The organism is Kurthia sibirica (genome assembly GCF_003143975.1).
Taxonomy (GTDB): domain Bacteria; phylum Bacillota; class Bacilli; order Bacillales_A; family Planococcaceae; genus Kurthia; species Kurthia sibirica.
Map to the genome: position 1 here is coordinate 25,947 of NZ_QFVR01000021.1, position 13,774 is coordinate 39,720.

General features: G+C 35.7%; 20 protein-coding genes and 4 pseudogenes. 23 read left to right on the top strand and 1 reads right to left on the bottom strand.

The genetic code is table 11. The annotated features are described in order from the left end of the window. Positions 1–95: 95 nt before the first annotated feature. The 12 genes and pseudogenes from DEX24_RS13355 (at position 96) to DEX24_RS13405 (ending at position 8,039) form a co-directional block, all read left to right on the top strand. Positions 96–539, top strand: coding sequence for a DUF2487 family protein (locus tag DEX24_RS13355; protein WP_109306914.1), 444 nt, complete (start codon positions 96–98; stop codon positions 537–539). A gap of 176 nt (positions 540–715) precedes the next feature. Beyond that, complete coding sequence (locus DEX24_RS13360; protein ID WP_109306915.1) at positions 716–1,225, top strand: QcrA and Rieske domain-containing protein; 510 nt, start codon at positions 716–718, stop codon at positions 1,223–1,225. 14 nt (positions 1,226–1,239) lie between these two features. Next, the gene (gene qcrB, locus DEX24_RS13365; RefSeq protein WP_109306916.1) at positions 1,240–1,914 is read left to right on the top strand and encodes a menaquinol-cytochrome c reductase cytochrome b subunit; all 675 of its coding nucleotides are present in this window, start codon (positions 1,240–1,242) and stop codon (positions 1,912–1,914) included. A gap of 34 nt (positions 1,915–1,948) precedes the next feature. Then, a complete protein-coding gene (locus DEX24_RS13370) occupies positions 1,949–2,716 on the top strand; it encodes a menaquinol-cytochrome c reductase cytochrome b/c subunit (RefSeq protein ID WP_109306917.1) in 768 nt (255 codons plus the stop codon). A gap of 113 nt (positions 2,717–2,829) precedes the next feature. Further along, positions 2,830–3,438, top strand: coding sequence for a lipoprotein heptaprenylglyceryl N-acetyltransferase LhaT (gene lhaT / locus DEX24_RS13375; protein WP_109306918.1), 609 nt, complete (start codon positions 2,830–2,832; stop codon positions 3,436–3,438). 40 nt (positions 3,439–3,478) lie between these two features. Then, positions 3,479–4,156 carry a zinc metallopeptidase gene (locus DEX24_RS13380; protein ID WP_109306953.1) on the top strand — a complete coding sequence of 226 codons (678 nt, stop codon included), beginning with the start codon at positions 3,479–3,481 and terminating at the stop codon, positions 4,154–4,156. Positions 4,157–4,369: 213 nt separating this feature from the next. Then, a complete protein-coding gene (locus DEX24_RS13385; protein ID WP_109306919.1) occupies positions 4,370–5,068 on the top strand; it encodes a C40 family peptidase in 699 nt (232 codons plus the stop codon). 407 nt (positions 5,069–5,475) lie between these two features. Next, positions 5,476–5,673: pseudogene (locus tag DEX24_RS13390) on the top strand (transposase); the annotation flags it as partial. Between the two features lie 223 nt (positions 5,674–5,896). Further along, positions 5,897–6,165 (top strand): annotated as a pseudogene (locus DEX24_RS17880) (RHS repeat-associated core domain-containing protein); the annotation flags it as partial. Between the two features lie 144 nt (positions 6,166–6,309). Beyond that, a complete protein-coding gene (locus DEX24_RS17885; RefSeq protein ID WP_428841354.1) occupies positions 6,310–6,528 on the top strand; it encodes a polymorphic toxin type 35 domain-containing protein in 219 nt (72 codons plus the stop codon). Between the two features lie 29 nt (positions 6,529–6,557). Further along, positions 6,558–7,157, top strand: coding sequence for a hypothetical protein (locus DEX24_RS13400; RefSeq protein WP_109306921.1), 600 nt, complete (start codon positions 6,558–6,560; stop codon positions 7,155–7,157). Between the two features lie 201 nt (positions 7,158–7,358). Then, entirely contained in the window at positions 7,359–8,039 is a 681-nt protein-coding gene (locus DEX24_RS13405) for an IS6 family transposase (protein WP_109306922.1), read from the top strand. 105 nt (positions 8,040–8,144) lie between these two features. Here DEX24_RS13405 and DEX24_RS13410 read toward each other — a convergent pair whose 3' ends face one another. After that, a complete protein-coding gene (locus tag DEX24_RS13410; protein WP_109306923.1) occupies positions 8,145–8,480 on the bottom strand; it encodes a helix-turn-helix domain-containing protein in 336 nt (111 codons plus the stop codon). Positions 8,481–8,579: 99 nt separating this feature from the next. On the opposite strand from DEX24_RS13410, the gene DEX24_RS17705 reads away from it, so the two are divergent. The 11 genes and pseudogenes from DEX24_RS17705 to DEX24_RS13465 all read left to right on the top strand — a co-directional run bounded on the left by DEX24_RS17705 (position 8,580) and on the right by DEX24_RS13465 (position 13,739). Beyond that, positions 8,580–8,714: a hypothetical protein gene (locus tag DEX24_RS17705; protein ID WP_282956635.1), complete on the top strand. Its 135-nt coding sequence runs from the start codon at positions 8,580–8,582 to the stop codon at positions 8,712–8,714. A 248-nt stretch (positions 8,715–8,962) separates the two neighbouring features. Next, the gene (locus DEX24_RS13415; protein ID WP_109306924.1) at positions 8,963–9,433 is read left to right on the top strand and encodes an RHS repeat domain-containing protein; all 471 of its coding nucleotides are present in this window, start codon (positions 8,963–8,965) and stop codon (positions 9,431–9,433) included. 125 nt (positions 9,434–9,558) lie between these two features. Then, positions 9,559–10,386 (top strand): RHS repeat-associated core domain-containing protein, encoded by an 828-nt coding sequence (locus DEX24_RS13420; protein WP_249033886.1) that lies wholly within the window; start codon positions 9,559–9,561, stop codon positions 10,384–10,386. Between the two features lie 441 nt (positions 10,387–10,827). After that, positions 10,828–11,235, top strand: a complete 408-nt coding sequence (locus DEX24_RS13430) for an RHS repeat domain-containing protein (RefSeq protein WP_109306926.1) — start codon at positions 10,828–10,830, stop codon at positions 11,233–11,235. A gap of 59 nt (positions 11,236–11,294) precedes the next feature. Then, positions 11,295–11,648, top strand: coding sequence for a hypothetical protein (locus DEX24_RS13435; protein ID WP_109306927.1), 354 nt, complete (start codon positions 11,295–11,297; stop codon positions 11,646–11,648). A gap of 32 nt (positions 11,649–11,680) precedes the next feature. Further along, a pseudogene (locus DEX24_RS17515) lies at positions 11,681–11,809 on the top strand (RHS repeat-associated core domain-containing protein); the annotation flags it as partial. A 39-nt stretch (positions 11,810–11,848) separates the two neighbouring features. After that, positions 11,849–12,223: a hypothetical protein gene (locus tag DEX24_RS17520; protein ID WP_249033887.1), complete on the top strand. Its 375-nt coding sequence runs from the start codon at positions 11,849–11,851 to the stop codon at positions 12,221–12,223. 14 nt (positions 12,224–12,237) lie between these two features. Further along, complete coding sequence (locus DEX24_RS13445; RefSeq protein ID WP_109306928.1) at positions 12,238–12,513, top strand: hypothetical protein; 276 nt, start codon at positions 12,238–12,240, stop codon at positions 12,511–12,513. Then, positions 12,500–12,688 (top strand): annotated as a pseudogene (locus tag DEX24_RS13450) (RHS repeat-associated core domain-containing protein); the annotation flags it as partial. The gene DEX24_RS13445 and the pseudogene DEX24_RS13450, both read left to right, overlap by 14 nt. Before the next feature lie 49 nt (positions 12,689–12,737). Further along, positions 12,738–13,010 (top strand): hypothetical protein, encoded by a 273-nt coding sequence (locus tag DEX24_RS13455; RefSeq protein ID WP_109306930.1) that lies wholly within the window; start codon positions 12,738–12,740, stop codon positions 13,008–13,010. 390 nt (positions 13,011–13,400) lie between these two features. Further along, complete coding sequence (locus DEX24_RS13465; protein WP_146192998.1) at positions 13,401–13,739, top strand: hypothetical protein; 339 nt, start codon at positions 13,401–13,403, stop codon at positions 13,737–13,739. Positions 13,740–13,774: the final 35 nt, after the last annotated feature.

Consider the following 13,774-nt stretch of genomic DNA (forward strand, 5'->3'; position numbering starts at 1 on the left):
AGGGACTACCTCACAGTGAACAATCTATATTCTGGTAACGGAATGGATTGGACATTAAGAGGCAGACCCTTTTATTTTAAAGGAGACTGGAAGATATGTACTGGAATGGAAAAGATATAGAGATTTTTACTGCGCAAAAGGAATTTATTGACACAGCAATTGTACCATTAACTAAATTATCAGGAGCGCTTGACCAGATCAAACAAAGTGCTTCATCAGCAGAATTTCTCATGTCATTAACCGCATTTGTTGAACAACAATTTAAAGGGCGTATTGTCATGTTACCACCGTTATTATATACGGCGGCAATGAATCAGGCTGATTTGTTGGAAAAAATCCATGAAGAATTACAAGTTGCAGGATTTAAATACATATTTTTCATGACAACAGATCACAGTTGGACTAGTTTAAATGATCTATACGATCTATTATGGTTGCCATCCATTCCCTTAGAATCTATGGATCAAAAAATGAAACAAGCAGTACTTGGAGATCAATTGCGTCAAATCATCCCTATTTTATCGCAAAAATGGCGCTAGAAAATACTGGTAAATTAGGTATTTCTTTAAATGTTCACAAATTTATCCAAAAGTGTAAGTTGTATTGTTGAAATTCCATTTTTAATGAGATATCATTGAATTGTCCTAGTAATTACTATTTTGTATAAGTTTACCCAATTTTGGGTCAGCCTTTTAAAGCTAGAGGGGGGAAAAGAATGAGTAACAATCGCGTTTCAAGACGTCAATTTTTGAACTACACTCTAACTGGAGTCGGTGGTTTTATGGCTGCCGGTATGTTAATGCCCATGGTTCGTTTTGCCGTTGATCCGGTGCTAGCAAAAAAAGGTGGCGGAGAATATGTCTTAACGGAGAAAAAAGTATCAGATTTAACAGAAAAACCCGAAAAAGTAGATTTTACTTATGAACAGGCAGATGCGTGGTACAAATCAGATGTTACGGACAATGCTTGGGTGTATAAAGATGGAGACAAAATTATTGCTATATCACCAGTATGTAAACATCTAGGGTGTACGGTGAACTGGGATGGCGATCCAGCACATCCCAATCAATTCTTCTGCCCATGCCATGCAGGACGCTACGAGAAAAATGGTAAAAATATTCCGAAAACACCACCACTAGGACCGCTAGATCAATTCCAAGTAAAAGAAAAAGATGGTTTTCTAATGATTGGGAAAGTAATACCAAATACAATGGTTAAACAGTAAGGGGGGAACATTAAATGCTAAATAAACTCTATGATTGGATCGATGAGAGATTAGATATTACACCTATTTGGCGTGATATTGCCGACCACGAAGTTCCAGAGCATGTTAACCCCGCCCATCATTTTTCTGCATTCGTATATTGTTTTGGCGGTTTAACATTTTTCGTAACAGTGATTCAAATCCTTTCGGGGATGTTTTTAACGATGTATTATACACCAGATGTAGTCAATGCTTGGAAGTCCGTTTATTATCTTCAAAATGAAGTAGGTGCCGGAGAAATTATCCGAGGTATGCACCACTGGGGTGCGTCACTCGTTATCGTTATGATGTTCCTTCATACTTTACGTGTATTTTTCACCGGTTCTTATAAAAAACCTCGTGAGCTTAACTGGATTGTCGGCGTATTGATCTTTGCGGTCATTTTAGGATTAGGTTTTACGGGTTATTTATTACCATGGGATATGAAAGCGCTATTTGCCACGAAGGTTGGGATTGAAATTGCAGCCTCCGTACCAATAATTGGCGAAGCTATTAAAATATTATTGGCTGGGGATACAACTATTCTCGGTGCGCAGACATTGACACGATTCTTTGCGATTCATGTATTCTTCTTACCAGCTGCATTGCTTGGGTTGCTAGCAGCTCACTTTATCATGATTCGTAGACAAGGTATTTCAGGACCATTATAAGTGTCACTAATTATCTTCCAGAGGAGGCGACAATATGCATAAAGGAAAAGGGATGAAATTTGTTGGGGACTCACGCGTTCAAGATAAAAAAGGGCAAAAAGTGTATCCACCTGACTATTCCGCGTACCCTGGTAAAAATGAACCTTTCTGGCCTGACTTCCTACTTAGGGAGTGGATGGTTGGTGCGGTTTTCTTAATCGGTTTCTTAGTATTAACGGTAGCACATCCTTCACCATTAGAAGGACAAGCGGATCCAACGAATACAGGATATATTCCACTTCCAGACTGGTACTTCTTATTCTTGTATCAGCTATTGAAGTATGAATTTGCTTCAGGTCCCTACAATATTATCGGTGCCATGGTCGTTCCAGGTATCGCATTCGGTGCTCTATTATTGGCACCATTCTTAGATAGAGGACCTGAGCGCAGAGCCTATAAACGTCCATTACCAGTACTTTTCATGCTATTAGCATTAAGTGCAATGGTGTACTTAACTTGGGAATCAGTAGCTAATCATGACTGGGCAGCAGCTGAAAGACAAGGTAAAATCACATCAGATACTGCTTTTGATAAATCAGATCCAGGCTATGAAGTCTATGCCAAGCAATCTTGTATTGGTTGCCATGGTGACCAGTTACAAGGGGGAGCCGGTGTAGCATTTGATGGCTTAAAGCTAACGCCTGAACAAGTTGCAAAAGTAGCTAAAGAAGGCTATAAAACGATGCAACCTGGTGCTTTCAAAGGCTCTGATGAAGAGTTAAAAAAACTAGCGAATTTTATTGCTGAATACTCAAATAAATAAATGATAGAAAGAGCCGCTTTAGGGGCTCTTTTTTCTATCATTTCAATTGTCACTTTAAATTTTTGGGTGAGACGATATAATATAGTAAATCATACAAAGGGGGATTCGAAACGATGTGGTATTGGATTTGGCAAATATTAACGAATAAATTATTTTTATTAGCTTTATTAGCAGTAAATATTTTTGGTACGATTTATGGATACATATGGTATGGAGATCAACTGGCAGAAACGAAACCCCTTTTTTATATATTTGTGCCAGATAGTCCGACAGCTACCCTATTTTTTTCACTCGCAATAATGGGTTGGTTATTAAATCAACATTGGCGTATATTTGAAGTATTAGCCCTTGTAACACTTGTGAAATATGGTCTATGGGCTGTAGTGATGAATTTATTGGCACTCAATGAACTGGGCACGATTGGCATAACAGGTTGGATGCTTGTATGCAGTCATTTCCTCATGGCTGTACAGGGTGTATTATATTTACCGAAATACGATTTCAAAGTGATTCATATTATGATTGCAGCTATTTGGACACTACATAATGATGTCATTGACTATGTATTTGGGCAAATGCCACGCTACTCAATGTTATCTGACTATTACGCGGAAATAGGCTATTTTACATTTTGGATGTCTATATTATGTCTATTATTAGCTATTTACACTTGGCATAAAAAGCGTATGAGTTGCTCGAATTATCATTTCACCTTAAAATAAAACTACGTACAAAAGTAGGAGGATGGTTAGATTGTCATTAATGATGTATATCGTTTATTTTGCTGTATTAATGCTCGTACCATTATATGCGCAACGCAAAGTCAAAACAACGTATGTTCGCTATTCAAAAATAGCATCAACTTCAGGCAAAACAGGTGCACAAGTAGCACGTGAAATACTAGACCATAACGGTTTAGGCAATGTTCGTGTAGAGGCAGTAGATGGTTTTCTAACAGACCATTATGATCCATCGACAAAAGTAATTCGTCTGTCTTCAGATAATTACTATAATGCCTCTGTTGCAGGTACTGCAGTTGCAGCCCATGAAGTGGGACATGCAATTCAAGATAAGGAAGCATACTCGTTTTTAAATATTCGTGCTAAGCTCGTACCAGCAGCGAATATTTCTTCGAATGCCTCGTGGGTTTTCATTATGATCGGGATGATTGCAACATATCAACCGCTCATGTTAATTGGTATTATTTTATTAGCAATTGGTGTTGTATTCCAACTCGTTACATTACCAGTTGAGTTTGACGCTTCAAAACGTGCGATGAACCAAATTGTAGAATTAGGTATTATTCGTAATGAAGAAGAAAAAGATGCTAAAAAAGTATTAACTGCAGCAGCATTAACATATGTAGCTGCCGCTGCCGTAGCAGTAATGGAATTAGCTCGTTTACTATTAATCTATACAGGTATGGGAAATAGAGACTAAATAATCCAGAAAAATGCCATCTGATTACAAATCAGATGGCATTTTTTAGATTAAAATAATAATTATCTGATTTTATTCGTAATAAATTGTAATATTTTTGTAATGGTACTGTCGCTTCTTCGTAATTTGAATCGTGTATTGTAGTGTTTATAAGAGAAACAGTAATCATACGAACGACCAAAATAAAAAATTAGTAGGAGTGTTTATATATATATGCGTAAAAATAAAATAGTGACAGCAATCATAACGGGTGCACTTGCACTTACAGTAGCTTTCACAGGTGTTACACCACAAGAGGCCTCTGCCGCTTCAAAATCGACAAAGGTTTCAAAAAGCTATTATACAACTGCAGCACTCAATATGAGAACAGATGCTGGCGCTAAGAAAAAACGCATTTTAACAGTTCCTAAAGGTAAAAAATTACATGCTACGGCAAAAAAATCAGCTTCAGGTACTTGGTATAAAGTATCATATAAAGGTAAAAAAGGCTGGGTATCCGGTTCATATTTATCATCGAAAAAAGGAAAGAAAATTAAAAAAGTATCAAGCACATCAGGTAATTCAATCATCAACGCAGGTCGTAAATATATCGGAACACCGTATGTATGGGGCGGTTCACGTCCAGGCGGCTTTGATTGTTCAGGGTTCACTTCATATGTATATAAACAAGCAGGTATGAAATCATTACCACGCACAAGTCGTCAACAACAAGCAGCAGTAAAACGTGTGAGTTCACCTAAAGTAGGAGATTTAATCTTTTTCTCTGCAAGTCCAGGTGGTAACTATATTACACATGTTGGTATTTACGCAGGCAATAACCAAGTATTACATGCAGCAGGAAACAGCGTGAAATTCCAATCACTTAGCGGTTATTGGAACCAACGTGTAGTCAGCTATGGTACAACACGTTAAGAATTATTTGACTGAGGAGATCAAATAATTGTTAAGAGCAGCACATCCACAAATGTGCTGCTCTTTTTTGTGGTTCTACAATAAATAACGTTGGTGAAGAAAAAAGGGTTCTATTATATATGTTGGGGTATTAAAATGATTCATGTTTTAGACAATTATAAATAGCGAAAGCTTTCCGCCGACAAGTAACGCACTCTTTATTTTCACCGTAGGTGAAAATAAAGGATTGCTTACTACTTGTTTTTCGGCAGGAGTCCTCGCCATTTCTTTTAATCATGATGAACATACCTAAAAATAGATAGAAAAAAGCACAGGTTCACCCAATCTTCTATACTTAAAATGCTGAATAATAAGTAAGAGTAGAAAGGTGAGCTGTGCTATATGAAGTCCATCATGAATATTCCAGGATTAAAACGATGAAGAATTGGCAAACTGAGATTTTAAATAGCTTCGCTTTTGGTTATTCGAATGGCTTTTTAGAAGGTATTAATAACAAAACGAAAGTAATGAAACGAAATGCATATGGTTATAAACGGTTTGATCGATTTAGAGCAAAGATCTTACTAACATTAAAGTATAAAGAAGTTGGTTTACATCTGGGCTAAATGAAAAAGGTGAATGAAATTGAAAATCCAATTTCATTAAACGTAACATTTTCCATTCACCCAACATTTGACACGGAGCCGAAACAAGCACCTATCTTAAAAAAGAGATGCGGGAACTTCGCTAACGTTATTTTTATGCATAGAAATAGAAAACAAGTGAGTTTCTCATTAGAATAACTGCTGACTAAAACCAGATTCAAAGGAGAGAAAGCCATTTTCATAATATGCAGGTTATTACTATGATGAAGAAACGAACAACTACTATTTACAAGCCCGTTACTATAACCCAACAAACGGTGCATTCTTAGCAGAACATCGACTAAATTCCGCACGTCCTGTGCGAACGTCGATGGCACTCACATCGTGTGAGGCCCACATCCAGGTTATGATGACGAACCATTATCGCAGAACGGATATAGTTATGCGAATGGCAATCCGGTGATGAATGTGGATCCAGATAGAGAAAGAGCTAGGTTAGTTATTAAAGGCGGTAAATGGGTTTGTCAAACAACAACGGCGGCAGGTAAATGGGTTTGGAGTAAGGGGAAAAAAGTTTGGCAAGGTGCAAAAAACTTCTTCAAGCCTAAAAAAATTAGTACAAATATAGGCAGTTTAGATGCCAATAAAAAAATACACATATTAAAACCAAAACATGATTGGCATAAAGTAACGAAGAATCCAGACGAATTTGGATCTGTATCAAAAATTATGATGAAAGTTATAAAAAAAGGAAAACATTCAAAGTATAAGAGTGTCAATAAAGCTACTATGAAAATACAAGGACAAACAGTCGTTGTGACATATAAAAGAGTAGGTGATAAATTACTTATTTCTAATGCTTGGGTAGCAAGGTAGATTGTAAAGCAGAATAAAGAGGTGAGAAAGTGGATTTAATCGTACCGGAAAGTGATTACTTTGAAAATAAAAAAGAGTGGCAACGTGCTTTTGAAGTGTTAAAGCAAGCAGTGGAAGAACATCCGAATGAATCTAAGTATCTTTGTAAATTAGCATTTCTTTGTTGGTATCATACTTCTGAATCGGATGGAGATCGAGAAAATTTGAAGGAGAGTTTATTAGACCGTACTTTACTGGCATGTTTTGTAGAAGGAAAAAAGAAATTTAGTGAAGAGGTTAATTTCCTCGTTGTATTTGGTCAAATGATGCACCTTACCCCGTATCTTTTTGAACATGAGAGTTTTGATTATTTCGCTATTGAAAAGCTGGCGTTGGATTATATTGAGAAAGCATGTATATTGGAACCTGATAATATTTTTATAAAATTATTATTTCTAGATACTCGAGAAGTAACCGAAAAAAGTTTAAGTGAGAAACTTTTTGAGGGCTTTAAAAAGCTACTGAATATAGAGAAAGTACAAGAAAAAGAATATAATAAGTTAAACAATAAAGTAGCGCATGACATCTCGAATTTTGGTTTTTCAGGGCTGATGTTAGAGTTTTGCAAGGATATGAATCTCCCAAAATAGTTAGTGAATGGTTAATTATAGAAAGGGATATTTAGCCCACCACTGAAGAAAATTTCAGACTTTAATTTGAACTAAAGCATTATCAGTGGGTGTTCCTTTAAAAAGAATACTCTTGATAATGCTTTTGGTTCTGTTGCAAAGTTTCTCAATTAGCATGATATCAGGTAGAATTAAGTGAAAATAAACGATAGGAGATTTCAAATGACTCATTTTAAGGGGAAACAATTCAAAAGAGATATTATTACAGTAGCCGTTGGCTATTATTTGAGATATAACCTGAGTTATCGAGAAGTTTCTGAAATTATGGCTGATCGAGGAATTGATGTTTGTCACACCACGGTCTATCGGTGGGTGCAAGAATATAGTCAAATTATCTATTGTTTGTGGAAGAAAAGAAATCACGCTGTAGGTGATTCTTGGCGAATGGACGAGACCTACATTAAAGTGAAAGGGAAGTGGTGTTATTTATACCGTGCAATCGATTCTTCAGGACTGACTTTAGATAGATCGTTACGAAAAAAACGTGATAGTCGGGCAGCGTATGCATTTTTTAAACGCTTAATCAAACATTTTGGGAATCCTAGAGTACTTGTGACGGACAAAGCTCCTTCATTAACGTGTGCCTTTAATCAACTTAAAATAGCAGGATATTTTGATTCAACGACACATCGAACCAATAAATATTTGAATAATATCATTGAACAAGATCATCGGCCAATCAAGAAAAGACACAAACTCTATCAGTCCATAAGGACTGCCTCATCTACGATTAAAGGAATTGAGACGATACATGCCTTATACAAGTCTAGCCGAAAAGAATTCAATCTTTTTGGTTTTTCAGTGACACAAGAAATAAATCAACTACTCGGAGTTTCTGCCTAAAGGACGAAACCTAATGGCAAATCATTTGTTATTTTAAACTTTGCAACAGAACCAGTAGATGTAAATTAGGAAAGTACATCTACTTATTTTTTAGAATAGGAAGTGTTATTTACTCGTTTGAAGAGTTAAGTCCATTAAGTAATCTATGAAAAGTAACTGTTCTTTTGTATCTTCATTCTTTGTTTTTGATAGCAATTTTGAGAGTGTAGAATTTTCATTTGGTTCAAATGCTGTCACATCTATTAACTCATCTGGTGAGATGGATAAAGCACGAGCAATGTTTTCAATATCACTTTTATTTAATGCCTTCTTCCCACTTAACAGCATTTCAAAAGTCTGATTACTGATATTAAGTGAGGTCATAAAATCAGTTTTGGACAGCTGTGATTCTTTTAATTTAAGCTCAATATTCTTTCCAATATGGATAAATAGAGAAGTCATTTAAACACACCTTTCATATTTTTTGAGTCTTATTTTAATAGTATACCTTAGTAAAGAAGAGTATCTAATATTTAGTTTAAGCTGATCTTAATGAGAATAATGAATAAACCTATTGCCGAATACAAAACCGTTCATCCAGAGGCTAAACCATTAAAATATGGACCAGAAATGAAACGCCAATGGCGAATCACATTGGATGAACAAGTCATCCCGTTAGATGATGAATTACGTTAAATGGGCTACTTTAGAAGTGAAAATTAATTAGTTTTTTAAAAGGAAATAACGAAGAGAAAGTAGAGAGAAGTATTAAAGTTCTCTCTACTTTTTAATTTGTTAAAATTACCAAATTTCCAATATATTTATGCTAAAATATAAAATAGTGTAATTTTGTTGTTAAAGCTATTTTTTTGCGATTTAATTTAAGAGAATAGACGGCTTACCAAAGTCGAATAGATGTACCGAACAATAAAACGACGATTACATTGAACAATGATTTATGGAAACTAGTGACGCAAATGAACGATGCGAATTTACTTAGTTCACTGACGTACACAACAAAAGCGCAGCAACCATTTAAAATTGCATATGACTATACGAAGGCTGGCAATATTGCGCAAGCCGATGTCAATGGTCAAGTAAGCAGCTTTGTTTATGATGCCAATGACCAATTAGAAGAAGAAACACTGCCAGATGGTACGATGAATACGTATGAATATGACGAAGTTGGGAATCGTACAGCATCTAAAGTGAATGGCGAGAAAGCAACTTTCACGTATAATGATGCGAACCAAATTGCGATGAAAAATGAAACAGTTTATACGTATGACAAAGATGGTAATTTACTGCAAGATGAACACTATGAACACTATAAAAGGAAGGTGAGCCAAAAGCGCAACGTCCTGTTGCAAGGCTCACCCAACTTGCGTCCAGCAAGCAGCAGCAACAGCGTTTAACAAAGGTAACGACGCTAGACGACCAAATCATTGCATCGTACACATACGATGAAAACGGTCTACGTTTAACGAAAACAGTTGGCGACACAACACATGAATACTTCTATAACGACGAAGTATTAGATATGGAAGTCGTAAAAGTAAAGGATACTGTAACAGAATATCGTTCATATGAATGGAATGGCTATACACCGCTTGGTATGATTATCAAGAAGCAAAATGAATCAGGTACATTTGAAACGAAAGCGTATCAATTCATTACGAACCATCGTGGAGACGTACTAAGTATTCGTGATAAAGATGACCAAGAAGTCGGTGCATACACATATGATGCCTATGGAAATGTGTTAACGGTCGAAGGGGACCTAGCGAAAGAAAACCCAATTCGTTATGCAGGTTATTACTATGATGATGAGACGAAGAATTACTATTTACAAGCACGTTACTATAACCCAACAAACGGTGCATTCCTAGCATTAGACCCTCATCCAGGTGATGGTGACGAACCATTATCACAGAATGGTTATAGCTATGCGAATGGCAATCCAGTGATGAATGTGGATCCAGATGGGGAATGGGCATTTTTATGGTGGATGGCTAAAGGTGCTCTTTTGGGTGGTTTTGTATCTTATATACAATATGAAGTAGAAGTTAGATTAGGAATTCAAAAGAGAAGTAAATCTAATGCTATTGCAAAAGTCAGTTTTGGTGCTTTAAGTGGAGCTGTACTGGGTGGTATAGGAGTGTCAGCAAGAGGAATAAAACACGTTAAAGGTCTTTTGAAAATAGCTAAGAAGAAAAAATACTTATCTAAAAAAGAATTAAAGATAGCTAATTATATAATTTATGGACAATATAATTTATTAAAAAAAGTTGTTAATCATTTTAATACAACCCCCGGTAAAAGAAGCTGGAAAGACGTTATTTATAGCAATTCAAAAAAATATTTTTAGAAAGGAGAATTGAAAAGTAACAATGAGGATTTTAGTAATAGTTTTAAGTTTGGTAATAATATGTACAACATTATTTTCATTTATTCGTGCTTTGAAAAATACACCAGCAAATAAAGATAGAATCATGATGATTTATATGTTTCTAAACCCATTAGATATTTTTTCATTAATATTTTACGTGGGTGTATTTGGTTTAATTGCTGGGCTATTACTTTTGTAATTTGAGTTTATTTTATATGTACAAAAAATTTGGATAGGCAACACTTATTTAAACAGAACTTATACTTGCTGATATGAGACCTAATTTTATAACTGAAAATAGTTTGGAATATAGCATGAAGTGTAGTGATTCAAATTGAAGCATTATCAATGGGTATTCCTTTAAGAAGGATGTTCATGGTAATGCTTTTTCCGTAGCTACTTAAAGAATCTAGGCCCTTGATGTACACAACAAAAGCGCAACAATCATTTAAAGTTGGCTATGAATATACGAAGACTGGTAATATCGCACAAACTGATGTCAATGGTCAAGTGAGTAGCTTTGTATATGATGCCAATGACCAATTAGAAGAAGAAACACTGCCAGATGGTACGATGAATACGTATGAATATGATGAAGTTGGGAATCGTACAGCATCCGAAGTGAATGGTGAGAAAGCAACTTTCACGTATAATGATGCGAACCAAATTGCGACGAAAAATGAACCAGCTTATACGTATGACAAAGATGGTAATTTACTGCAAGATGAACACTATGAACACTATAAAAGGAAGGTGAGCCAAAAGCGCAACGTCCTGTTGCAAGGCTCACCCAACTTGCATCCAGCAAGCAGCAGCAACAACGCTTAACAAAGGTAACGACGCTAGACGGTCAAATCATCGCATCGTACACATACGATGAAAATGGCTTGCGTTTAACGAAAACAGTTGGCGACACAACACATGAATACTTCTATAGTGGTGAAGTATTGGATATGGAAGTTGTGAAAGTAAAGGATACTGTAACAGAATACCGTTCATATGAATGGAATGGCTATACACCACTTGGTATGATGGTGAAGGCAAAAAATGAATCTGGTACATTTGAAACGAAAGCGTATCAATTCATTACGAACCATCGTGGAGATGTACTAATTAAGGAACATCGACTAAGTTCCGCACGTCCTGTGCGAACGTCGATGGATCTCACATCCTGTGAGGCCGTGATAGTGAAGATCAAGAAGTCGGTGCATACACATATGATGCTTATGGAAATGTATTAACGGTCGAAGGGGATCTAGCAAAAGAAAATCCAATTCGTTATGCAGGTTATTATTATGACGAAGAAACGAAGAACTATTATTTACAAGCCCGTTACTATAACTCAGAAAATGGTACATTCTTAGCATTAGACCCGCATCCAGGTGACGATGACGAACCATTATCTCAGAATGGATATAGTTATGCGAATGGCAATCCTGTGATGAATGTGGATCCGAATGGGAAAATAGCATGGTGGATAGCTTCTGCTCTTATAGGAGGAGCTGTTAATGCTTTACCTATGTTGGGAAGTTACTTTTACAAACATAGAAGTGTGAAAGGGTTTAATTGGTGGAGATTTGGTTTTGCTTTTGTAACAGGTGCTGCAACAAGTGTGTTAGGCGCTAGATTATTTAATTATTTATTGAAAGTAGAACCCAGTAAAATTTACCGATTTATTGCAATGGCAAGTTACGCACCAAAAGCTTATATCCTTAATACATTATCCAAAGGTAAATATCCTACATTAAGAGGAGTGGTACAAGCGTATACTACTTCAAGTATAGTTAAAGAACTTACTAGATTGAAGAAGAAATAAAAGGAGGTAGAATGATGCTTGTATTGAAGGTGATTTTATGGTGTTTAGTTGCGATTTTATTTTATAGTAGTTTCAAGTATAAGAAATCTACTCACGAAAAATATTTCGAAAAATTCATGACTAAAATAGGTACAGGTTTACCTGGAGGAACTGCGGATTTTTTTGGGGTGGTTGTCGATGTATTTTTCTTAATAATTGATTTTACTTTAGGTAAATTACCTTGGTATGCGACTAAAATCTTTATTTTTTTAATAGGAATCATCTTTTTAATTTTGGTATTATTATTGTGAGGAAGCTGCGTTCACGTATAATGAGGCGAACCAAATACAAGCACGTTACTATAACCCAACAAACGGTGCATTCCTAGCATTAGACCCTCATCCAGGTGATGGTGACGAACCATTATCACAGAATGGTTATAGCTATGCGAATGGGAATCCCGTGATGAATGTGGATCCAAATGGAGAAAAATCTCTTAAATCCCGTATTCGTTCCTCTGTAAAAAAGCACCTAAATGGGTTCAGAATACTTTAAAAAAATGTTTCCAAATAAAAAAAATTGGGTTGCTAAGCAAGTTGCAATGAAATCAGTACAATGGGGAGTAATAGGTGGAGTAACTGGACAAGTTATGGTGTCAGTTTCATATTTAGGAAAACCTAAAGTATTAAAAGAGTATGGCCCTATAGGGTTCGGAGGAGGATTTTTAGTGGGTAGTCATATGGGCGCGATTTCCAGTATCTTGCCTACAACTGCAAGATATAGTATTGGTGTTTATTTATTCGGGTAGTGGAAGTAGAGGGGTAAAATGGAGACTTTAATAGGTTTTGGATTGATAATTTTTTTTCTAGTTAATTTTTTTGTAATGATTAACCAGATATATAAAGAAATTAAAGAGAATAAAAAAAGCTTCTTTAGAATGCTAATTTTTGTTCCTCTTGAGTTATTACTAGGAACTTATGGTTTTTATGTAGCCATTGTTATGGGGTCATTAATAATTGGAATAATTTTAGTTTTTTATAATTAATGAATGACAGATAAAGAATGTTGAAGTAAAAGAAGCGACAACATTTAAAGAAAATAGCGCGATGATGTTGACCATATTAAAATCCGTGCAGATCAAATTTCACATGATTACCAAAGTGAGATCGATGTACCAAACAACAAAATGATGATTACATTGAACAATGATTTATGGAAACAAGTGACACAAATGAACAATGCAAATTTACTCGGTTCATTGACGTACACAACAAAAGTGCAGCAACCATTTAAAATTGCATATGACCAACTAAAAGAAGAAATATTGCCAGATGGTACAATGAATACGTATGAATATGATGGAGTTGGAAATCGTACAGCATCCGAAGTGAATGGTGAGAAAGCAACTTTCACGTATAATGATGCGAACCAAATTGCGACGAAAAATGAAACAGCTTATACGTATGACAAAGATGGTAATTTACTGCAAGATGAACACTATAAAAGGAAGGTGAGCCAGTACACAAGTGGAAGATAAGTCAAAATCGCAACGTCCTGTTGCTGACTTATCCA